We start from the raw sequence: 22521 nt of genomic DNA on the forward strand, positions 1-22521 counted from the left end.
AAACAGCTCAGCTTAGATGGAGTTATCAAGTTGACCGAATCCCTGATTAATCCCTTAGGAACTGAAATAGATGTCTAAAAATCCAAAATTTGCTATCCGCGTAACTGAAAAACGTAACGGTTGGAGCGCAGAAATCACTCGTCAAGTAACGTCTCGCAAAACAATGGTTTCAAAACGTGAAACTGGGTTTGACAGCGAAGAAAAAGCACAAGCTTGGGCTGAACAAGAACTTGCGGGCTTCATCGAAAACCAAGTTGTTCGTAATGAGCGTAAAGCTGTACAGCGTCAAGAACGTGAAGCAGAGCAACTTGCGGCAAAAGTTCGCAAAGAAGAAGCTCGTAAAGCACGCGAAGCTGAAGCTGACGAAGAATAATGGCATATATTCCGATAGATGTTTCGATCTGCCGGTAATGCTAAAAAGCCCTGAAGTTTTCTTCAGGGCTTTTTTGTTGGCTCATTTTCATAAGCAGTCAGAAGAAACCGAGAAGCCAAAAGAGCCTTCGGAAGGTGCGGCAAACTGTTGGTTACCAGGCAGTAAGTGAGGATTGTTTGCGTAAACACGATGAGATGATTTGTTATTACGTGTATGCACAGGCGGTAAATCAATATGATGTAAGCCATCCGAAAGATCGTTGGCCTCACCGTAGTCAAAGTCTGTTGTAACCTCGGCGTTATTTTTTGTGTGGTAACAATGATCTGGCTTACCTTCCTCTCGCCATTTGAGTTCTGAGCGTTGCGCGTCCAAGTTGAGTTCATCTGGAACAGATGAAGCATAATGATCTTCTAGTGAATGTTGTTGACTTTGTTCTTGTAAGTATTGAGCGATGTTTTCAGATTCTTGAGCGAGGAGATTTGCAGAAAGTCCAAGTCCCAACAAACAGCTAATGAGTTGTGTTTTATTCATAGATGTGTGCAAGCAAAAAGAAAACATAATACGAATAAATAAAACGCTGTGCAATTGTGCGGTGAACAAGATGAATTGAAATAAGCTAAACACGAAGCACAAACGTTAAGTTTTCATGTTTAAGTGTTTGTAATAAATAATATTGGTGAGTAAACATAACAAAAAAAGCCCGGCAACAGGTACTGGGCTTTGAGATCATAGAGCATGCAATTATGACTGAGTGTCGAGTGGGATTTGTCCCGTCGTTACCTGTTCGACGTCAAACTCAGTTAATCCTTCAATGTAGCTTTCTACCGCTTGTTCTACTTCATCGTCGCTTTGGCTGAAGTATGCGAGGTGGAAAATGGCATCGCCTTCGTTTACCAATGGCAGCGTTTGCTGACCGATCACTAAACCACTTTTAGGTGCTTTTAGCTCTATTTCATCGTGACCGAGGGGTGAGCTGATGTAAGCTAAGGTTTCACCTTTTTCTACTTTATCGCCTAGGTTCACCACCGTGCGCAAAATACCGTTGCCTGGCGCTCTAACCCAGCTGGTCGATTTCGCGATAACAGGTTCAGGCAGTTTTTTACGGCTGGCTCTTAACATACCGATCGCTTGCATAACGCGTTGAACGCCTAAAACACCAGCACTGATAGATAGCGGATCAAAGCGAAGTGCTTCACCAGCTTCGTAAGTCAATACTGGGATATCACACTTCTCGGCTTCGCTACGTAGCGAGCCATCACGCAATGCAGAGTCAACGATCACTGGCGTGGCAAATGCTTTAGCAATGCGTAGTGTTTCCGGATTGCTCAGGTTAGCGCGTATTTGGGGTAGGTTAGTACGATGAATCGCACCTGTGTGTAAATCTAAAATGTAATCACAACGTTTCGCTATATTATTGAAGAATCCATACGCCATACGTGAAGCGAGTGCGCCTTTTTCGCTGCCAGGGAAACAACGGTTTAGATCGCGGCGATCGGGTAAGTAACGAGACTTATGGATAAAGCCAAATACGTTTACGATTGGCACCGCAATAACCGTACCTTTTAGCTTTAATGGGTTTAACTGGTTGATCATCTGACGAACGATCTCTACGCCATTAAGCTCATCACCATGGATTGCGGCGTTCACCATCAGCACTGGACCTTCTTGTTTCCCGTGAATGATTTCCACAGGGATAGAAAGTGGAGAGTGCGTGTATAGCTGAGCAGCTTCGAATTCTACTTCTAAACGCTGTCCTGGTTGTATTTTATGCCCGAGCAGCTCAAATACTTTGCTTGTTTTACTTCTGGCCATAAACCATCTCTGTCAAATAAGTTAGCAACAATGTAACAATCGCGTCAAAATCACACTAATCATTCTAATTAAGGATACGACAAATCATTTTAATCAAGGAGAGCGAATAATAACCTTTTGTAGAAAGTTTGTTGTAAATGTGACGTTTATTATTTGCTGAATATCTCGTCACCCTTATCTTAAATTGGTTATTTATTGTTTAGATAAATGTCCACGTATTAAAAATAATAAAGATGCTTTCTTCGGAAAATTCTGTCTTTTATCCCTAGTTTTTATAAGCTAATATCCGCGCCGAATTTTCGACCTAATACTTTCTAACTAGAGGTTTTGATGAAAAAGGCAATTGCTAAAATTGGCGCATTGACTGCTGTGGCAGTTTCACTTTCAGGTTGTGTTGGCAGCAACGCGGTAACTGGCTATGTTATGGGCTTCAACTTGAAAGCGGTAGATAACCGTTACGCTCGTGGTGGTCTAAACATGCTTATGGCACCAGTTTACGGTGTGGCAATCGCAGCTGACTACATCGTATTTAACTCTCTAGAGTTCTGGACTGGTAAAAACCCGCTAAACGGCAAACCACACATCTTCGATACTAAGATGGACACTTACATTGATGTAAACCACCAGCTAGATAAGTCGCTTACAACAGCGCCGATTGGCCCACTTACAAACAACCGCGTTATCGAGCAAGGCCAAATGCACCAAATCGATGAAAATACGGTTCAGATGAACATCACATACAACAACGGCGAAAAAGCGACGTTAATGGGTGTACGTGAGGGTGAGTTTGTTACTTACTACATCAATGGTGAAGTGGTCGCGAAGACTTCTATGGATGAGCTAGCAGCGTACGCGCAAACTCGTGCATAATTCGCGATACTCTCGTGATAAATAGCAATAAAAAAGGGTGCCTCGGCACCCTTTTTGTTTTGTTGTCGTGTTTGGATTACGCTTTCTCAGGAATTGCTTCTAGAAGCGCTACCATTTGATCCCAGAACAGTTGAACGGTATCAATCTTCACTTTTTCATCAGGAGAGTGAGGGAACTTGATCGTTGGGCCGAAAGAAACCATGTCCATGTTCGGGTAAGGCTCTTTAAATAGACCACATTCAAGACCAGCGTGAATAACCATGATGTTTGGTTTGTGACCGTAAATGCCTTCGTACATATCACGGAAAATCGCCATAATTTCTGAATCAGCGTCTGGTTTCCAACCAGGGTAAGCGCCTGAGAACTCAACTTGTGCCCCTGCGAGTTCAGCAACAGAGCGTAACATGCTCTCTACTTGGCTGCGGCCAGAGTCAATCAAAGAGCGAATTAGGCAAAGTACGGTTACTTTGTCCTCTTCTGTTGTGATCACGCCAACGTTCAGTGACGTTTCAACCACACCTTCAATTTCGTCGCTCATGCGCATCACGCCATTAGGACATGCGTTGAGAGCAGCAATAAAGCGTTGTTGATCCGCCGCAGTGAAAGCTTGTGATTCGGTTACGCTCTCTTCATTGAACGTCACAATGCCCGTTTCTACTTTGCCAAGCTCAGCTTTTAATAGCTCAGTGTAGTAGTTGAAAAGCTCTGCAAGCTTCTCTTGGTTTTCAGCAGGAACAGCAACTGTTACGAAAGCTTCGCGAGGAATAGCATTACGCAAACTACCACCACGGAATTCAACCAAGCGAAGATCCAACTCTTGTGCATGGCCCGCTAGGAATCGGCCAAGCAGTTTGTTGGCATTACCACGACCAGTGTGGATATCACAACCAGAGTGACCGCCTTTTAAACCCTTCAAGGTTAGCTGACGAGCCACAAAGCCAGTAGGGATCGCGTCGCGTTTGATGTCAAAAGTCATCGCACCATCGATACCACCAGCGCAGCCCATGTACACTTCGCCTTCTTGCTCGGAGTCTGTGTTTAGAAGAATATCACCTTCCAACCAACCTGCTTCAAGCCCGAATGCACCTGTCATGCCTGCTTCTTCATCAATTGTTAGTAGAACTTCAATTGGCCCATGCTTGATATCTTTAGATGCTAATACAGCCAGACAAGAAGCCATACCAATACCGTTGTCTGCACCAAGCGTCGTGCCTTTCGCTGTTACCCACTCACCATCGATGTACGGTTGAATTGGATCTTTTGTGAAGTCGTGGTCAGTGTCTTCATTCTTCTGTGGCACCATGTCAATGTGTGCTTGAAGAACCACGCCCTTTTTGTTTTCCATCCCAGGCGTTGCTGGCTTTTTGATGAATACGTTGCCCGTTGGGTCTCGGCGAACATCGAAGCCTTGCTCTGTTGCCCAGTTGATAATGTACTGTGCTAATGCTTCTTCATGCTTAGATGGATGAGGGATGGAACAAATCTTATCGAAAAACTGCCAAAGTGGAGCAGGTGACAAGGTACTGATTTCAGAATGGAATTCAGACACGGAAGACTCCTTTTGATGTGCTTTGCCAAATATATACCGTATAAATAATGTGTGATTAGCAGGAAATGCTAATGATATTTGGCATGAATTAGCTCAAGGATACCACCAGACGAAGGCTACTAGTAGTCGAGAACAAAAGGATTTCCTTCCTCACTGTCACACTTTATGAACATGGTATAAGTCGTAAATGCGCTTATGTTTATATGAACTGAAAGTAGAATAATTTTTAATTCACAAAAATGTAATTTAATTACAGTTAAAATTTGATTGACGTCAATTTATGGATTTTTTGTGACTTTTATCACTAAAATGCTTGTAATTAAATTTCTTGGTGGTATATTTGTAACCAGCTTCTGAGATGAAGAATGAAATGCTCAAAGGATGAGTCCGTTTATCGCCTCCAAGGAACCGAGAAATCAACGACTGTTTTAATTGATTTAGAAGGTGATATTTATGAAAGGTTTACCAAGTGCAATGTTCTGGAATAGCAAATCTGTATATACCGGTAACTTTGTATACCCAACAAGCTTTGGCTACTAAGTGAAGTCAACGCATGTGACTCGAACAGTTTGTTCACCCCTATAAATTGGAATTTTTTTTCAGTGATAGTGCTGACATGATTCACCGCCACTCAAATTGAGTGGCGTTTTTTTATCTCTTTTTTCTACTTCCGACCAAATTTCCACCACTAAGCCTCCATTCTCTTATTGCTGCTAAAAGGAATCCCACTTACGCAGTAAATTGTGAGTGAATATTGCCCTTTAACGTCCATTTCTGTTTGAAAGTTTAGAACATTGCTCAATTTGAACGCATTGAAGGCAAAGTGAACATGAGCGGTTAGTTATTGTTTAATAAGCGCTATATTCATTCTTGATTTTAAATACTAACGGATGGGTTTCATATCCTGCGAAAAAAAACGCTTTAGAGTGATGATTCTATCTAGAATTTGCTATTTGATAACTTTATAATTCCTGCCAATCGATTACGCAACCGTTTACTTTTTACCTTTACAGGATTCGATCATGCTCGAAAGGCTCTTTAAACTTAGTGAAAACGGCACAAATGTGCGCACTGAGATCATTGCAGGTATTACGACCTTCCTTACCATGGCTTACATTATTTTTGTAAACCCAGCTATTTTGTCTGATACCGGTATGGATCGTGGTGCGATCTTTGTTGCAACGTGTCTTGCCGCCGCGATTGGCTGTTTCATTATGGGCTTAGTCGCAAACTACCCAATTGCTCAGGCTCCGGGCATGGGTCTAAACGCATTCTTCACATATTCCGTTGTGTTAGGCATGGGTTACACATGGCAAGTCGCGCTGGCTGCAGTGTTTGTTTCTGGTGTTTTGTTTATTCTGCTGAGCATTTTTAAGATTCGTGAGTGGATCATTAACTCGATCCCGCATTCGCTTCGCACCGGCATTTCTGCAGGTATTGGCCTTTTCTTGGCGTTTATCGCCCTTAAAAACGCAGGTATTGTGGTTGATAACCCAGCGACATTGGTTTCAATGGGCGATATCACGTCGTTGCCATCAGTGTTGGCGGCGATTGGTTTCTTCCTTACTATCGCGCTTGTTCACCGTGGTGTGAAAGGTGCGGTGATGATCGCGATTTTGGGTGTGACGGCGCTTGGTCTTCTATTTGGTGATGTGCAATGGAACGGTGTCATGTCAACACCACCAAGTATCGCACCAACATTCTTACAATTGGATTTCTCGGGTCTATTTGAAGTCGGCATGATCTCTGTTGTGTTCGCTTTCTTGTTCGTCGACTTATTTGATACGGCTGGTACGCTCGTTGGCGTTTCTCAAAAAGCCGGTCTAACGGATGAGAATGGCAACATTCCTCGTCTAAACAAAGCACTACTTGCTGACTCAACAGCGACTTCTGTTGGTGCGTTGCTAGGTACGTCAAACACGACTTCATACATTGAAAGTGTTTCGGGCGTAGCTGCTGGTGGTCGTACTGGCCTAACCGCAGTGGTTGTTGGTGTACTCTTCCTGCTTGCACTATTGTTCTCGCCACTAGCGGGTATGATCCCTGCGTATGCAACGTCAGGTGCATTGTTCTATGTAGCAATTTTGATGCTTTCTGGCTTGGTGAGCATTGATTGGCGTGACCTAACTGAAGCATCTCCAGTCGTTGTAACTTGTCTTGTGATGCCGCTTACTTTCTCTATTGCAGAAGGTATCACCCTAGGCTTTATTGCGTATGCTGCCATCAAATTGTTTAGTGGCAAAGGCCGCGATGTATCGATGAGTGTTTGGGTTATGTCTGCCATCTTCATCGTTAAATACCTAGCCGGGTAATTACTTTTAAAAAGCCAGCGCGAGCAGCAAAAGCTGTTCGTGCTGGCTTTTTGCTTTTAGCGTTGTTCACTGAATTCGATTTTTCTGCGTAATAGACGGAGAATTTTGATATCACCGTTGGTATTAACGGTGTGTTTCGGTAGAATAATCGTTTGCGCAGCTTGAAATCCTCTTCTCCTGACCTCTGGAGAGCATAGTGAATATTCCGCTTTAAAGCCGTTTCGCTAGATTTTGAGGATGCATATTTTCAAATTATTAGGTTATTACAATGAGTAAAAAATTCATTATCACTTGGGATGCGATGCAGACTTACTGCCGTGAACTGGCTGAGAAACAGATGCCAGCTGAGCAATGGAAAGGTATTTGGGCGGTAAGCCGTGGCGGTCTAGTACCGGGTGCTATCTTGGCTCGTGAACTGGGTATTCGCTACGTTGATACAATTTGTATCTCAAGCTACGACCATGATCATCAACGTGATATGACAGTGCTTAAAGCACCTGAAGGCGATGGTGAAGGCTACCTAATCGTTGAAGACCTAGTAGATAGCGGTGATACAGCGCGCAAACTGCGTGAAATGTACCCGAAAGCAAAAATGATTGCAGTATGTGCAAAACCGTCGGGTAAAGAATTGTTAGATGACTACGTAGTAGACATCGCGCAAGACACTTGGATCGAGCAACCTTGGGATATGTCTATCCAGTACGCAGAGCCAGTAAACCGCAAGCAAAAGTAATCGCTAGCGAAGAATATTGAGAAATGCCCCTTTATAGGGGCATTTTTTTTATTATCATTACAGCTAATGCTAATAGCCAAAGGTTCTTCCTATGTCTGAAGACGTCAGTAAAAATCTTTCCGAGACTTTGTTCGTAAAACATAAGCAAGCGAAAGAAACCTCCGCGCTCACTCAATACATGCCAACCAGCAAAAAGATTCTTGATGATCGAGAACAGCAAGAAGATCGTGCTTGGTATCGTCATTTGCGTCGCTTGCAGTGGGCGTGGCAAGGCTTATCTCCAATTGAAATGGAAGGCGTGTTGTCGCGCATTGCTTCGTCAACGCATTCTCGTACTCACGATGATTGGTTAGATACTGTGATGGGGTATCACAGTGGTAACTGGACGTTTGAGTGGATCAAGTTAGGTATGGAACACCAACGACGTGCCAATGATCTTAAAGGTGAGGATGCTGCCGACGAGCTGTTTACCGCATCGTTGTGTTTCAGCATTGCGGGCTATCCTCATTTAAAAAACGACAACTTGGCGCTTCAGGCTCAGGTGTTAGCAAACAAAGCCTATTCTGAAGGGGCTGAGAAAACTCAATACACCATCAAGCAAATTGAGGTGCCTTACCAAAAACGCAAAATTATTGCTAACTTGCATTTGCCAAGAACCGATAAGCAGCTGCCAGTTGTGATGGTGAGTGCAGGACTCGACAGTTTACAAACCGACATGTGGCGTTTGTTCCGCAATCACTTTGCTCCTAAAGATATTGCAATGCTGACCGTCGATATGCCATCAGTCGGACACAGTTCTCATTGGCCTTTGACGGAAGATTCAAGCTGTCTTCATCAAGCCGTGTTGAATGAGCTTTATTCCATTCCTTACGTTGATCATCACAAAGTTGGTTTGGTCGGTTTCCGTTTTGGTGGCAATGCCATGGTTCGTCTGTCTTTTCTTGAGCAAGAAAAGATCAAAGCGTGTGTGGCACTAGGCGCACCGGTGCATGATCTGTTTACCTCGCCGAAAAAGCTGCAAAAAATGCCGAAGATGTATCTGGATATGCTGGCTTCTCGTTTGGGTAAAAGCGCAGTTGATATCAACAGCATGGCTGGGCAGATGATGGCTTGGTCATTGAAAGTTCAAGGCTTCTTGAGCAGTCGTAAAACTAAGGTGCCAATTTTAGCGCTGAGCTTAGAAGGTGACCCCGTTTCGCCTTACAGTGACAACCAGTTAGTCGCGCTATTTAGCCACTATGGGCAGGCGAAGAAGATCAGTTCCAAGACAATTACAAAAGGATATGAGCAATCCCTCGATTTGGCGATAAAGTGGTTGGAAGATGAATTATTAAGATGACAAATCTCCTAATTTAGTTAAGAGTGATATACCTGAGCAAAAAATAAGCTCATGATAATAAAAAATAATAATCATTATTGGGTGTTTACTTTAACTATATGGAAACGGAGATTCATATGTCAGAGACGACTCAGGGTCCAACACACTTTCGCTTGATGTCAAAGCTGAAGGCCATTGGGCCTTACCTGCGTGAACCGCAATCACAAGAAGGGCGCTACTATTTTGATTGTCTATCTGTTTGTGTAGATGACAAAAAGTCACCTGAGAAACGCGAGTTCTGGGGCTGGTGGATGGATTTAGAATCCATCGAAGGGGGCTTTACCGCTAAGTACCATATTGGGAAATACAACAAAGAAGGGAAATGGGTGTCTGAAGCTCTGCCGCAAAAAGTGGTAGAGGAAGTGTACTTTACACAAAGTACCTTTCATCAGAAGCTCATTGATACCTTGGCTGAACACTTCAAACTCGAAGTGGAATATCATACCGAGTCATTTGATTTCGCCTGATTTGGCGGTTTTCTTTTTCGACTGAACAAAAAGGTGCGTTTTCGCACCTTTTCTCTTGTTAAATCCCAATTTGATTGTTAAAACATCCTCTCTTTATTTGTTTTTCACTTCAGAAGACATCATGACAACGAATCAACAAAACGCAGTTGTTTCGCAACCACAAACCGTCGTTGTGAAACTGGGTACAAGTGTGCTGACAGGCGGCACATTGGCACTAGATCGCGCTCACATGGTTGAGCTAGCGCGTCAGTGTGCTGAGCTTAAGAAACAAGGCCATTCAGTGGTAATGGTTTCGTCTGGTGCAATTGCAGCAGGCCGTGAGCATCTTGGATACCCCGCACTGCCCAACGAGATGGCGAGCAAACAGTTGCTTGCTGCTGTGGGTCAGAGTCGTTTGATTCAAACATGGGAGTCTTTGTTTGGTATTTACGGTATCAAGATTGGTCAAATGCTACTGACTCGTGCTGACTTGGATGATCGTGAGCGTTTTCTTAATGCGCGTGACACCATCAATGCGCTTGTGGCGAACGATATTATTCCAATCGTGAACGAAAATGATGCAGTAGCCACCAGTGAAATTAAAGTCGGCGACAATGACAACCTATCGGCTTTAGTGGGTATTTTGTGTGGTGCAGATAAGTTATTGCTACTGACAGACCAAAAAGGTCTGTTTACTGCTGACCCACGAAAAGATCCGAATGCAGAGCTGATCAAAGAAGTTAAAACCATTGATGACACGTTGCGTAAAATTGCTGGCGGCAGCGGTACAACACTCGGTACGGGTGGTATGGCGACGAAACTTCAAGCAGCCGACATCGCACGTCGCGCGGGTATTGAAGTTATTATCGCAGCAGGTAGCGCGCCAAACGTAATTTTTGACTCGTTGAGCACGGAGCCTCAAGGTACGCGTTTCCTACCTTGTTCAGAAGCATTGGAAAACCGTAAGCGTTGGATCCTCGCAGGTCCTGCAGCATCGGGTGACATTATCATCGATGATGGTGCGGTGAATGCGGTTGTTGGTAAAGGCAGCAGCTTGCTAGCAAAAGGGGTCATCAAGGTGAGCGGTGATTTTGCCCGTGGTGAAGTTGCTCGCGTAACAAATTCTCATGGCAAACTGGTTGCGCGTGGTATTAGCGCCTACTCAAGTGAAGACTTGGCAAAAATTACTGGCAAACACAGTAAAGACATCATCTCTATTTTGGGTCATGACTACGGCTCAGAAGTGATTCATCGCGATGATCTTGTCGTCATTCAAGAATAGAAATTGAGGGAAGCAACGTGGATTTAACGAATATGGGTAAAGCTGCTAAAGATGCAGCTTTCGAATTGGCGACGGCGTCAACTGCTCAAAAGAACCAAGCTCTAGCGATCATCGCAGATGAGCTAGAAGCAAACTCAGCTGCGATTTTGGCAGCAAACGCAAAAGACATCGAACTTGGTCGCGAAGCTGGTCTGACCGATGCGCTGCTAGACCGTCTACTGTTGAATGAAGAACGCTTAACGGGCATTGCAAATGATGTTCGCAATGTGATCAGCCTAAACGATCCTGTGGGCAGCGAAATCGACAGTAAAGTGCTAGAAAACGGCATGTCTCTCTCTCGACGCCGTGTACCACTTGGTGTTGTGGGTGTGATTTATGAAGCGCGTCCAAATGTGACCATCGACATTGCCGCACTGTGCCTGAAAACGGGTAACGCCAGTATCCTACGCGGTGGTAAAGAGACGTTTTTCTCTAACATGGAACTTGTGAAAGTTATCCAATCAGCCCTTGCAAAAGCAAACTTGCCAGCCGCTTCAGTACAGTACATTGAAAAGCCAGATCGCGAGCTGGTTTCTCAACTGCTTAAACTGGATGACTACGTTGATATGATCATCCCACGTGGTGGAGCTGGTCTGCACAAAATGTGTAAAGAGAACAGCACAATTCCAGTGATCATCGGCGGTTTTGGTATCAGTCACATTTTTGTTGATGAATCCGCGGACCTAGAGAAATCGCTAAACGTGGTTGAAAACTCGAAAGTTCAACGTCCTTCGGCATGTAACTCGCTAGACACACTGCTTGTTCACGAGAAAGTGGCGGCGAAATTCTTGCCAATGATTGTCGAGCGAATGAGTGACAAAGTGACGTTTGTAGCAGAACCAAAAGCGAAAGCGCTAATGGCTCAAGCTACGCAAATTCGCGATGCCGTAGAAGGTGATTTTGATACCGAATGGCTAAGCTACACGTTAGGTGTAAAAGTTGTCGCTGACGTGAAAGATGCGATTGAACACATGCGAGTTCACAATGCGAGTCACTCAGATGCAATCATGACCAACAGCTTGATTAACTCAGAGTTGTTCATCAATTCGGTGGGCTCGGCTGCAGTTTATGTGAATGCGGCAACGCGCTTTACTGACGGTGCTCAGTTTGGCTTGGGGGCTGAAGTGGCCGTCTCAACTCAAAAGCTACATGCACGTGGCCCGATGGGTTTGGAAGAATTAACAAGCTACAAATGGGTCGGCAAAGCGAACTACTTAGCACGCAGTTAACAGATTCGACTCGATATTGATTGAAAAAGGGGCACTAGTGCCCCTTTTTGTTTTCTCTCACATATCAATTCCGCTACACTAGTCTGGCTTTTGGGACGGCCCCAAAGGCACGTTATTTGGAGGTGATATGCATTGTCCTTTTTGTTCAGAGAACGATACAAAAGTAATTGATTCCCGATTGGTTGCGGATGGTCATCAAGTCCGTCGCCGCCGCCAGTGTTTAGCCTGTAGTGAACGTTTTACTACGTTTGAAACGGCAGAATTGGTCATGCCTAAAGTCATTAAGTCGAATGGCAATCGCGAACCATTCGATGAAGATAAAATGGTCGGTGGTATTCAGCGCGCATTAGAGAAACGTCCGGTAAGTGCCGACTCTATCGAGCTTGCAATCAGTATGATTAAGTCGCAACTCCGCGCAACTGGTGAGCGTGAAGTACCGAGCCAAATGATTGGTAACTTGGTTATGGATCAGCTTAAAGAGCTCGACAAAGTGGCTTACATCCGTTTTGCATCGGTTTATCGTAGCTTTGAAGATATTCGTGAATTCGGCGAAGAAATTGCCCGCCTTGAAGACTGATTAAATCATGCCTCAACACACTTCTGCATCTCCATTTTCTCCTCAAGATTTTTCAATGATGTCGCGTGCGCTCAAGTTAGCTCGACGCGGCATTTATACGACGGCTCCAAACCCGAACGTCGGTTGCGTAATTGTTCGTGATGGCGTGATCGTTGGTGAAGGTTATCATCATCGCGCTGGAGAGCCGCATGCTGAAGTGCACGCGATGCGTATGGCTGGTGATAAAGCTGAAGGTGCAACGGCATACGTTACCCTTGAACCGTGCTCCCACTATGGACGCACGCCACCTTGCGCTGAAGGGTTGATAAAAGCCAAAGTGGCGCGAGTAGTGTGTGCGATGGAAGATCCGAATCCAAAAGTGGCTGGACGTGGCATCCAAATGCTACGTGAAGCCGGGGTCGAGGTTCAGGTTGGATTGTTAGAAAACGATGCGATTGAGCTCAATCGTAGCTTCATTAAATTCATGCAAACAGGCATGCCATTTATCCAATTGAAAATGGCAGCAAGCTTGGATGGACAGAGTGCGCTAAGCAATGGCAAGAGCCAATGGATCACCTCCCCACAGGCTCGCCAAGACGTGCAGTGTTATCGAGCGCAAAGCGGTGGCATTCTGTCTACAAGCAAAACAGTGATGGATGATAACGCCTCTCTCAACGTTCGTTGGGATGATTTGCCACAGACTGTTCAAGCGCACTATGAGCTGACGGAAGTTCGCCAACCAGCAAGGGTAATACTCGACCGTCAACAGAAACTGAGTGATGACCTTAAACTGTTCAGTACCGAAGGTGAGCGAATTATTGTCAGCAGCGAAGGCGATGTTTGCCCACAACTAGACCAAAGCGGAAAAATTGATTTAGCTGCGACCCTAAAAGCGGTCGCGACTCAGCATAATATCAACCATTTATGGGTGGAAGCTGGAGCGACGCTCGCGAGTTCTCTAATCAAAGCTAACCTTGTAGATGAGTTGATTGTCTATCTCGCTCCGAAACTAATGGGAAGCGATGGACGTGGTTTAATTGGCGCGCTGGGATTGACGGAGATGGCGCAGGTCATCGATTTAAATATTACTGATGTGCGAATGGTGGGCAGAGATATCCGTATTACCGCCACCGTTGTACGTAAAGAAATTTAGAAAAGAAGCACTATGTTTACAGGAATTGTAGAAGCAGTTGGTAAATTAACTGCGATTACGCCAAAAGGCGAAGACATTACCGTTACGGTAGAAGTAGGTAAGTTAGACATGTCTGACGTGAAGTTAGGCGACAGCATCGCAACTAACGGTGTGTGCTTAACGGTGATTGACTTTGGAAGCAATTACTACAGCGCGGATTTGTCTCTCGAGACCTTGAAAAAAACCGGTTTTGCAAACTACCAAGTCGGAGAAAAGGTTAACTTAGAAAAAGCCATGCTGCCGACGACACGTTTTGGCGGACACATTGTATCTGGACACGTGGACGGCGTGGGTGAAATTGTGGAGCGCAATCAAGTTGGTCGTGCGATAGAGTTTTGGGTCGCGATGCCTGCTGAGATCAGCAAGTACGTGGCAGAAAAAGGCTCTATCACCGTTGATGGCATCAGCTTAACGGTGAATGATTTACGTAAAAACGCATTCAAACTGACGATTGTGCCTCACACCAGTGAAGAAACCACCATTGACCAGTTCCAAGTGGGCCGCAAAGTGAATTTAGAAGTGGATGTGTTGGCGCGTTACATGGAACGCTTGCTGCAAGGTCAGCAAGAAGAGCAGCCTGAATCTCGCATCACCATGGATTTCTTACAACAAAATGGCTTTGCGTAAGCGCTCAGCCACGTTGCGATAATTGCCATAACAGACCGGATTCACAGAACATCGTTAGGGCAATTGACTTGCATTGTGCAAGGCTCAAACTGTTGATGTCATTACCATTGCAATAAGATTTCACGCATTGCTGTCGGAAAATAAATTTTAGAATAACGGGAAACAGAATATGCCAATCAGTACACCACAAGAAATTATTGATGATATTCGTGCAGGCAAAATGGTCATCCTAATGGATGATGAAGACCGTGAGAATGAAGGTGACTTGATCATGGCTGCCGAGCATATTACGCCGGAAGCGATCAACTTTATGGCGACTTACGGTCGTGGCTTGATCTGTCTGACCATGACTAAAGCGCGTTGTGAAAATCTCGGCTTGCCGCCAATGGTGCAAGACAACAACGCGCAGTACACCACTAACTTTACCGTTTCTATTGAAGCTGCTGAAGGCGTCACCACGGGTATTTCAGCGGCTGACCGCGCACGCACCGTTCAAGCTGCGGTTGCGCCAAACGCAAAAGCGGCGGACTTGGTTCAACCGGGTCATATTTTCCCTCTTGCTGCGCAAGATGGTGGTGTATTGACTCGCGCTGGTCACACCGAAGCGGGTTGTGATTTAGCTCGCCTTGCGGGGCTTGAGCCTGCTTCTGTGATTGTTGAGATTCTAAACGACGACGGCACCATGGCTCGCCGCCCTGATCTTGAAATATTTGCTGAAAAACACGGCTTGAAGTTAGGCACTATTGCGGACCTTATCGAATACCGCAACAACACAGAAACGACCATTGAGCGTGTAGCAGAATGCAAACTGCCAACTGAACACGGTGAGTTCACTTTGGTGACTTACAAAGACACCATCGATAATCAAGTGCATTACGCGATGTGCAAAGGTGATTTGGCCGGCGAAGCGCCGCTGGTTCGTGTGCATCTACAAGACGTATTCACCGATGTATTACGCAGTGACCGCAATGCAGAGCGCAGCTGGACACTGGATAGAGCGATGAAGCGTATCGGTGAAGAAGGTGGTGTTCTGGTTGTTCTTGGCAATGAAGAATCAACCGAGTTGCTCATCCACCGCGTGAAGATGTTCGAAGCGCAAGATAAAGGCGAAGCACCTACTTTAGCGAAAAAGCAGGGCACCTCTCGCCGCGTGGGAGTGGGGTCGCAAATTCTTGCAGACCTTGGTGTTCACGATATGCGTCTTCTGTCTTCGACCAACAAAAAATACCATGCATTGGGCGGTTTCGGCCTGAACGTGGTTGAATACGTTTGCGAATAAGAAATGAACGATAAGTTCCTAGTCCCATGCACACCTATTTTGGTGTGGACTAGGAACTCGTGACACGCGGCCAATTTCCATTAGATATTGCTCACAAATTTGTGCTAGAATCCGGCGATTCTCACTTGATGAACAAATTTCACTTATAAATAGAGTTAAAGGAAAGCTTATGAAAGTGATCGAGGGTGGCTTCCCAGCGCCAAATGCAAAAATTGCTATCGTTATTTCTCGCTTCAACAGTTTTATTAACGAAAGCTTACTTTCTGGTGCGATCGATACACTAAAGCGTCACGGACAAGTAAGCGAAGACAACATCACTGTTGTACGTTGTCCAGGTGCCGTAGAACTACCTCTAGTAGCTCAACGTGTTGCTAAAACTGGTAAATACGATGCGATCGTATCTCTAGGTACAGTAATCCGTGGCGGTACACCACACTTTGATTATGTTTGTAGTGAATGTAACAAGGGCCTAGCACAAGTGTCTCTGGAATACAGTCTTCCAGTCGCATTCGGTGTGCTGACTGTTGATACTATCGATCAAGCGATTGAACGCGCAGGAACCAAGGCTGGTAATAAAGGTGCAGAGGCTGCACTAAGCGCACTTGAAATGATTAATGTACTATCTGAAATTGATTCCTAATGGGGGCCAGTGTGAAACCAGCCGCACGTCGTAACGCACGTCAATTCGCTCTACAGGCGATCTACTCATGGCAAATTACTAAAGAGAATGTTGCCACGATTGAAGAACAGTTTTTGTCTGGCGACAAATACGATGAAGAAGAACTTCGTGCATCTGAGCCAGCACTTGCTGCTCCAGAAACAGACGTTGCTTACTTCCGTGAACTATTAAGCGGTGTTGTACTTAGCCACGCTGAGCTAGATAGCAAAATTCGTCCTTACGTATCTCGTCCTATGCAGGATCTAGATATGATGGAACTTGCTCTTCTTCGCCTTGCTATGTACGAGATGACTCGTCGCGAAGATGTTCCTTACAAAGTGGTAATCAACGAAGCGATTGAACTTGCTAAAGTATTCGCTGCAGAAGACAGCCACAAATTCGTGAACGGTGTGCTAGATAAAGCCGCACCACACGTACGTAAGAAATAACGATTTCTTCAATAAAAAGGTCAGCACATGCTGACCTTTTTTGTATGATATCAATGCCATTGGCATGAAAAGATAAATGAATTATGTCTGGTGAATTTAACCTGATTGATAAGTATTTTGTTGGCCGACAAAACCAGCGCAAAGACGTACACCTCGCCGCAGGGGACGATTGCGCTCTCGTTAAGGCGCCAGCAAATGTACAGATTGCTATCAGCACCGATACCTTGGTTGCTGGAACCCATTTCCTTCCTCACGCGAACCCTGCTTGGGTTGCTCACAAGGCGCTTGCATCCAACATCAGCGACTTAGCTGCCATGGGCGCAACACCTGCTTGGGTAAGCTTTGCATTGACCATGCCTGAAGCGGATGAAGAATGGCTCGCACCCTTCTGTGATGCGTTTTTCGAACTGGCGGATTACTTTGGTATTCAGTTAATCGGCGGTGATACAACGAAAGGCCCATTAAGCTTAACACTGACAGTGCAAGGTTTTGTGCCTGAGGGCAAAGCGCTGACTCGCTCTGGCGCGAAAGTCGGGGACTGGGTGTATGTCACTGGGAATTTGGGTGACGCAAAAGCAGGGCTGGATGTCATCTTAGATGAAACACTTCGCAGTCGCATTGGTGCTGATGAACTAGAAAAAGCCCACTACCTAAGTACTCCGAGAGTGTTAGCGGGGCAAGCTTTGGTAGGATTAGCATCTTCGGCGATTGATATTTCAGACGGCCTGATTTCGGATATCAAACATATTTTAAAACGCTCACAAGTTGGTGTGAGTATCGATGTGTCTCAATTACCAATCTCTTCAGAGCTGGTACAATTTTTAGATGATAAGGTCAGCGCACAGCAGTATGCTTTATCTAGCGGTGAAGAATACGAGTTGTGTTTCACTGTATCAGAACAAAATCGAGGTTCTTTGCAGAGTGCTTTGTCTTATAGCGGGTGCAAAGTGACGTGCATTGGCCAAATTAGACCAAATGGAACGTTTGAGCTTCACGATAACAACCAACCTCTCGACTGGGATTTAAGTGGTTTCGACCACTTTAAATAAGCTCATCGAGTTAAACTAGCAGTATAGGTTTAAGGATATGACCAACCCTCTTTCTCTGATCTCATTAAAGAACCCGTGGCATTTGTTGGCGACGGGGTTTGGCAGTGGTTTGTCGCCAGTAGCTCCTGGAACAATGGGGACGCTTGCTGCGGTTCCGTTTTTTCTGTTGTTGGCGCAGCTGCCATTTCCGGCTTATGTCGTTGTGGTATTACTTTCGTGCGTGATTGGCATCAAAATCTGTCAAGTCACGTCAGATGATATGAAGGTGCATGATCACGGTTCAATTGTTTGGGATGAGTTTGCGGGCTTTTGGATCACCATGAGTATTGTACCAGCCCTGAATATTCCTATCACGGAATGGAAATGGTTGTTGACGGGTTTCATTCTTTTCCGCTTTTTCGATATGGTCAAACCGTGGCCAATAGGTTGGTTAGACAAACGCATCCATGGCGGGCTTGGCATTATGCTCGATGATATTGTTGCGGGTATTATGGCAGGTATTGCTTTGTTTCTCGTTGCAAAGTATGCGGGTTGGATGAGTTAGTACATCACCTATCACTCGAAGAACAACAAGAATTAAAAAGGGATGCCATTGGCATCCCTTTTTGCTATTTAATTGCTTACTTTGCAAGGTATTCCGCAATGGATTTTTCAATCCCTTTTGCGTCTAAACCAAGTTCTTCGTGAAGCTCTTCTTGAGTACCTTGATGGATGAATTTATCAGGTAAACCAAGATTGAGTACTGGTTTGATGATTTTCTCTTTCATCATAAATTCAATAACACCTGCACCAGCACCACCTGCGATTGCGTTCTCTTCTAGCGTGACAAGAACGTCATGTTCATCAGCGAGTTGGCGAATCAATGCTTCATCAAGAGGTTTGACGAAACGCATATCAGCAACCGTTGCATTGAGGTTTTCAGCTGCTTCTAGTGCATTCGGTAAGAAAGTACCGAAGCTCAGGATTGCCACCTTTTCACCTTTGCGTACCACTCGACCTTTACCAATCTCAAGAGCGGTAAACTCTTTTTCGATCTCTGTACCCATACCACTACCACGAGGATAACGTACGGCACTTGGTCCAGTGTGCTTATGACCTGTGTACAGCATTTGGCGACATTCGTTTTCGTCGCTTGGAGCCATGATCACCATGTTAGGAATGCAGCGCATAAAGCTAAGATCAAATGCACCTTGGTGTGTTTGACCATCTGCACCGACCAAACCTGCGCGGTCGATAGCGAACATTACTGGTAAGTCCATGATAGCGATGTCATGGATAAGTTGATCGTAACCACGTTGCAAGAAGGTTGAGTAAATAGCCACGATCGGATGATCGCCAGCAATTGCCATACCCGTTGCAAGTGTCACAGCGTGTTGCTCTGCAATTGCCACATCAAAGTATTGATCTGGGTACTCTTTCGAGAAACGCACCATGCCAGAACCTTCACGCATTGCTGGCGTAATTGCCATTAGCTTAGGATCTTGCGCTGCCATGTCACATAAGAAGTCACCAAAAATCTTTGAGAAAGTTGGTTTGCCGCCACTGCTTTTTGGTAAGCAGTTATGGCTTGGATCGAACTTAGGGACGCCGTGGTAGCCAATAGGATCTTTCTCTGCTGGCTCATAACCTTTGCCTTTCTTGGTCATGATGTGCAGGAACTGAGGGCCTTTAAGCTCACGCATGTTCTTCAGTGTTTTAACGAGCTCATTCACATCGTGCCCATCAATTGGACCAATGTAGTTAAAGCCAAACTCTTCAAACAGAGTGCCAGGGACAACCATGCCTTTTAGATGTTCTTCAGTGCGACGAACCAGTTCTTTGATTGGTGGCACACCTGATAGCACTTTTTTCCCACCCTCACGGATTGAGGTGTAAAGACTACCGGAAAGCACTTTCGCTAGGTGGTTGTTCAGAGCGCCAACGTTTTCTGAGATCGACATTTCATTGTCGTTAAGAATCACCAACATGTCAGGGTGAACATCGCCTGCGTGGTTCATGGCTTCGAATGCCATGCCTGCAGTAATCGCACCATCACCAATCACACTGATGACTTTACGACCTTTCCCTTCTTTTTGAGCGCTGATGGCTAGGCCAAGCCCTGCACTGATGGAAGTAGAAGAGTGACCAACTGATAGCGTGTCGTACTCGCTCTCTTCGCGCCAAGGGAAAGGGTGTAAGCCGTCTTTCTGACGAATCGTTGGCATTTGATCGCGACGACCCGTCAAAATTTTATGTGGGTAAGCCTGATGACCAACATCCCAGATAAGTTTATCTACGGGTGTGTTGTAAACATAATGCAGAGCCACAGTTAGCTCTACGGTGCCTAAGCCAGACGCTAAGTGTCCGCTAGATTGGCTCACTGAATTTAGCAGATACGTTCGCAGCTCATCACACAGAGTTGGTAATGTTTCTTTTGGAAGAAGACGCAATTCTTCCGGTGTATTTGCTAACGCCAGTGTTGGGTACTTTGAAATATCAAGAGTCATATAAATGCGCGCTTATAGTGTTAGTTTTTGCGCTCGATGACGTATCGGGCGAACTCTTCGAGTAACTGAGTATTGTATGGGATAGCTTCCAATGCTTGAAGTGCTTCCTGTAATAGAGTGTGAGCTTTCTCAATGGCTCCCTCTAAACCCAGCAGGGATGGGTAAGTGCTTTTGTTCAGTTCTTGGTCTGAACCTTGAGGTTTACCCAATGTTTCTGTGTCACTAATGATATCAAGAATATCGTCTTGAACCTGAAACGCCAAACCAATTGCTTTTGAATAGCGTTCTAAATGAGGTAAAACCTCGATACCTTTTTCACCAGCGGCCAGAGCACCTAATTTTACCGCACAATCAATCAGAGCTCCGGTTTTTTTACGGTGTATCTCTTCCATTTCTGCAAGAGAAACTTGGCGATTCTCCGCACCCAAATCCAATGCTTGGCCGACACACATGCCGTTCGCACCAGAGGAGTGAGCTAACGCTTTGATCATGTTGACACGTTGGCTTTCTGCGCTTGGGCTCAACGGACCGTCAGCAATGATGGTAAAAGCAAGAGTTTGTAGGGCATCACCGGTTAAAATGGCGGTCGCTTCATCAAATTTGATATGGCAGGTTGGCTGACCTCGGCGCAGATCATCATCATCCATAGCAGGAAGATCGTCATGGATGAGCGAGTAGGCATGAATACACTCGATGGCTGAAGCTGGAGTGTCTAGATCTTCAGGTTTACAGCCGAGCATTTGACCTGTGATGTAAACAAGAAATGGGCGAACGCGTTTGCCGCCTAACAAAAGGCCGTATTTCATTGCTTGAATCAATGGCTGCTCTTGATATGGAAGCTGTTCTAGCCACAAATTCAATTGCTGATTGTTTCTTTCTTGGAAAGACGTCAATGTCTGTTGCATCACATTGCTCACTACTGATGGTTATTCTGAATCTGGTTTGAAATCGCTAAGAGGGGCTTCGTCATCTTCGCTAAGAAGAATGCTTACGCGCTGTTCTGCGTCGCTCAGTTTGGTTTGGCCAGCACGAGCTAAGGCAATGCCTCGTTCAAATTTACGTAAGGCATCATCTAGGGCAAGATCGCCGTTTTCTAATTGATCAACCAAGCTATCAAGCTCTTCAATGGTTGCTTCGAAGGTCATGTTTTCTGGTTTCTTGACCGCCATCTTTTTTCTGCCTTAATCAAGCCTTGAATAGGATGCACGAAAGTTACCTTAGCCTAGTTACTTGGTCAAATTTAACCTTACATAATTGTCACAAAATTGGCTCTAAACGGGTCTGATTAGACAAACCCCATATTTTAGTTAAGGTTGTTGGCGTTAATTTGTGATCTATTAGCTAAGATTTTTCTAAAAAATCTGTTCTAGTTGTCGATACAAGTAATAATCCGCCTAACGGCAGTATTTAAATAGCGTGAGGAGTGCTTTGTGGATTTAGCAACCCTAATAGGTTTGATCGGTGGTTTTGCCTTCGTCATCATGGCAATGGTGCTAGGTGGCAGTATCGGCATGTTCGTCGACGTTACATCGATCCTTATCGTAGTAGGTGGCTCTGCATTTGTAGTATTGATGAAGTTCACGCTCGGCCAGTTCTTTGGTGCGGCGAAAATTGCAGGCAAGGCATTCATGTTTAAAGCCGATGAGCCAGAAGACCTCATCGCAAAGATTGTTGAAATGGCCGATGCAGCGCGTAAAGGCGGTTTCCTCGCTCTGGAAGAGATGGAAATCAACAACAGCTTTATGCAGAAAGGCATTGACCTTTTGGTGGATGGTCACGATGCGGACGTGGTTCGCGCTGCGTTGCAAAAAGACATTGCCTTGACGGATGAGCGACACACGCAAGGCACGGGTGTTTTCCGAGCGTTTGGTGACGTTGCTCCAGCGATGGGGATGATCGGTACGCTGGTTGGTCTGGTTGCGATGCTTTCGAACATGGATGACCCAAAAGCGATCGGCCCTGCAATGGCGGTAGCCCTTTTAACCACACTTTACGGTGCGGTGTTGTCAAACATGCTGTTCTTCCCAATTGCCGATAAGCTTTCTTTACGCCGAGATCAAGAAACGCTTAACCGCCGTTTGATCATGGACGGCGTACTTGCCATTCAAGATGGTCAAAACCCACGAGTTATCGACAGCTACCTGAAGAACTACCTCAACGAGGGTAAACGTGCTCTTGAGATTGATGAGTAATCGCGGAGAT

The 22521-nt window shown here is 45.3% G+C and carries 24 protein-coding genes; 18 read left to right on the top strand and 6 right to left on the bottom strand.

The window, feature by feature from the left end; translation table 11 throughout:
- The first annotated feature begins 70 nt into the window (after positions 1–70).
- The gene (locus DYB02_RS04540) at positions 71–373 is read left to right on the top strand and encodes a DUF3622 domain-containing protein (RefSeq protein WP_005455950.1); all 303 of its coding nucleotides are present in this window, start codon (positions 71–73) and stop codon (positions 371–373) included.
- 87 nt (positions 374–460) lie between these two features.
- Here the strand turns inward: DYB02_RS04540 and DYB02_RS04545 are convergent, their stop codons facing one another.
- Positions 461–904, bottom strand: coding sequence for a hypothetical protein (locus DYB02_RS04545; protein WP_021823167.1), 444 nt, complete (start codon positions 902–904; stop codon positions 461–463).
- Positions 905–1114: 210 nt separating this feature from the next.
- On the bottom strand, positions 1115–2185 hold the full coding sequence (locus DYB02_RS04550) for a succinylglutamate desuccinylase/aspartoacylase family protein (protein ID WP_005455969.1): 1071 nt from the start codon (positions 2183–2185) through the stop codon (positions 1115–1117).
- 330 nt (positions 2186–2515) lie between these two features.
- Between DYB02_RS04550 and DYB02_RS04555 the strand changes: the two genes are divergently transcribed.
- Complete coding sequence (locus DYB02_RS04555; RefSeq protein WP_005455994.1) at positions 2516–3055, top strand: DUF3332 domain-containing protein; 540 nt, start codon at positions 2516–2518, stop codon at positions 3053–3055.
- A gap of 76 nt (positions 3056–3131) precedes the next feature.
- Here the strand turns inward: DYB02_RS04555 and DYB02_RS04560 are convergent, their stop codons facing one another.
- Positions 3132–4604 carry an aminoacyl-histidine dipeptidase gene (locus DYB02_RS04560; RefSeq protein ID WP_029806934.1) on the bottom strand — a complete coding sequence of 491 codons (1473 nt, stop codon included), beginning with the start codon at positions 4602–4604 and terminating at the stop codon, positions 3132–3134.
- A gap of 453 nt (positions 4605–5057) precedes the next feature.
- On the opposite strand from DYB02_RS04560, the gene vcdP reads away from it, so the two are divergent.
- From vcdP to pgpA, 15 genes are all read left to right on the top strand, one after another.
- Entirely contained in the window at positions 5058–5144 is an 87-nt protein-coding gene (gene vcdP / locus DYB02_RS26210; RefSeq protein WP_017188447.1) for a small protein VcdP, read from the top strand.
- A gap of 482 nt (positions 5145–5626) precedes the next feature.
- Entirely contained in the window at positions 5627–6916 is a 1290-nt protein-coding gene (locus DYB02_RS04565; protein ID WP_005456001.1) for an NCS2 family permease, read from the top strand.
- A 268-nt stretch (positions 6917–7184) separates the two neighbouring features.
- Complete coding sequence (gpt, locus tag DYB02_RS04570; RefSeq protein WP_005381590.1) at positions 7185–7649, top strand: xanthine phosphoribosyltransferase; 465 nt, start codon at positions 7185–7187, stop codon at positions 7647–7649.
- A gap of 91 nt (positions 7650–7740) precedes the next feature.
- Entirely contained in the window at positions 7741–8988 is a 1248-nt protein-coding gene (gene frsA / locus DYB02_RS04575; RefSeq protein ID WP_005455935.1) for an esterase FrsA, read from the top strand.
- A gap of 116 nt (positions 8989–9104) precedes the next feature.
- Entirely contained in the window at positions 9105–9494 is a 390-nt protein-coding gene (crl, locus tag DYB02_RS04580) for a sigma factor-binding protein Crl (protein WP_005455997.1), read from the top strand.
- Positions 9495–9615: 121 nt separating this feature from the next.
- Positions 9616–10755, top strand: coding sequence for a glutamate 5-kinase (gene proB, locus DYB02_RS04585; RefSeq protein WP_005483011.1), 1140 nt, complete (start codon positions 9616–9618; stop codon positions 10753–10755).
- Between the two features lie 17 nt (positions 10756–10772).
- The gene (locus tag DYB02_RS04590) at positions 10773–12023 is read left to right on the top strand and encodes a glutamate-5-semialdehyde dehydrogenase (protein ID WP_005496257.1); all 1251 of its coding nucleotides are present in this window, start codon (positions 10773–10775) and stop codon (positions 12021–12023) included.
- Positions 12024–12150: 127 nt separating this feature from the next.
- Positions 12151–12600 carry a transcriptional regulator NrdR gene (gene nrdR, locus DYB02_RS04595; protein ID WP_005482986.1) on the top strand — a complete coding sequence of 150 codons (450 nt, stop codon included), beginning with the start codon at positions 12151–12153 and terminating at the stop codon, positions 12598–12600.
- A 7-nt stretch (positions 12601–12607) separates the two neighbouring features.
- Positions 12608–13732, top strand: coding sequence for a bifunctional diaminohydroxyphosphoribosylaminopyrimidine deaminase/5-amino-6-(5-phosphoribosylamino)uracil reductase RibD (gene ribD / locus DYB02_RS04600; protein ID WP_029805217.1), 1125 nt, complete (start codon positions 12608–12610; stop codon positions 13730–13732).
- A 12-nt stretch (positions 13733–13744) separates the two neighbouring features.
- Positions 13745–14398 (top strand): riboflavin synthase, encoded by a 654-nt coding sequence (locus DYB02_RS04605; RefSeq protein WP_005483039.1) that lies wholly within the window; start codon positions 13745–13747, stop codon positions 14396–14398.
- A gap of 169 nt (positions 14399–14567) precedes the next feature.
- A complete protein-coding gene (ribBA, locus tag DYB02_RS04610; protein WP_020840184.1) occupies positions 14568–15677 on the top strand; it encodes a bifunctional 3,4-dihydroxy-2-butanone-4-phosphate synthase/GTP cyclohydrolase II in 1110 nt (369 codons plus the stop codon).
- Positions 15678–15846: 169 nt separating this feature from the next.
- A complete protein-coding gene (gene ribH, locus DYB02_RS04615; RefSeq protein WP_005440184.1) occupies positions 15847–16317 on the top strand; it encodes a 6,7-dimethyl-8-ribityllumazine synthase in 471 nt (156 codons plus the stop codon).
- Positions 16317–16784, top strand: a complete 468-nt coding sequence (nusB, locus tag DYB02_RS04620) for a transcription antitermination factor NusB (RefSeq protein ID WP_005456038.1) — start codon at positions 16317–16319, stop codon at positions 16782–16784. The genes ribH and nusB overlap by 1 nt, the downstream gene beginning before the upstream one ends.
- Before the next feature lie 83 nt (positions 16785–16867).
- The gene (gene thiL / locus DYB02_RS04625; RefSeq protein WP_005496252.1) at positions 16868–17833 is read left to right on the top strand and encodes a thiamine-phosphate kinase; all 966 of its coding nucleotides are present in this window, start codon (positions 16868–16870) and stop codon (positions 17831–17833) included.
- Positions 17834–17870: 37 nt separating this feature from the next.
- Positions 17871–18377, top strand: a complete 507-nt coding sequence (gene pgpA / locus DYB02_RS04630; protein WP_029845715.1) for a phosphatidylglycerophosphatase A — start codon at positions 17871–17873, stop codon at positions 18375–18377.
- Positions 18378–18453: 76 nt separating this feature from the next.
- On the opposite strand, the gene dxs is transcribed toward pgpA, so the two are convergent.
- The 3 genes from dxs to xseB are packed head-to-tail and all read right to left on the bottom strand — an operon-like array spanning position 18454 to position 21488.
- Positions 18454–20319, bottom strand: coding sequence for a 1-deoxy-D-xylulose-5-phosphate synthase (gene dxs / locus DYB02_RS04635; RefSeq protein ID WP_015296331.1), 1866 nt, complete (start codon positions 20317–20319; stop codon positions 18454–18456).
- Between the two features lie 20 nt (positions 20320–20339).
- A complete protein-coding gene (gene ispA, locus DYB02_RS04640; RefSeq protein WP_015296332.1) occupies positions 20340–21224 on the bottom strand; it encodes a (2E,6E)-farnesyl diphosphate synthase in 885 nt (294 codons plus the stop codon).
- Between the two features lie 21 nt (positions 21225–21245).
- Positions 21246–21488, bottom strand: coding sequence for an exodeoxyribonuclease VII small subunit (gene xseB / locus DYB02_RS04645; RefSeq protein WP_005381566.1), 243 nt, complete (start codon positions 21486–21488; stop codon positions 21246–21248).
- Positions 21489–21749: 261 nt separating this feature from the next.
- Between xseB and pomA the strand changes: the two genes are divergently transcribed.
- Positions 21750–22511: a flagellar motor protein PomA gene (pomA, locus tag DYB02_RS04650; RefSeq protein WP_005482965.1), complete on the top strand. Its 762-nt coding sequence runs from the start codon at positions 21750–21752 to the stop codon at positions 22509–22511.
- The last annotated feature ends 10 nt before the right edge of the window (positions 22512–22521 follow it).

Origin of the sequence: Vibrio parahaemolyticus (assembly GCF_900460535.1) — a bacterium.
In the GTDB taxonomy this organism is placed as follows: domain Bacteria; phylum Pseudomonadota; class Gammaproteobacteria; order Enterobacterales; family Vibrionaceae; genus Vibrio; species Vibrio parahaemolyticus.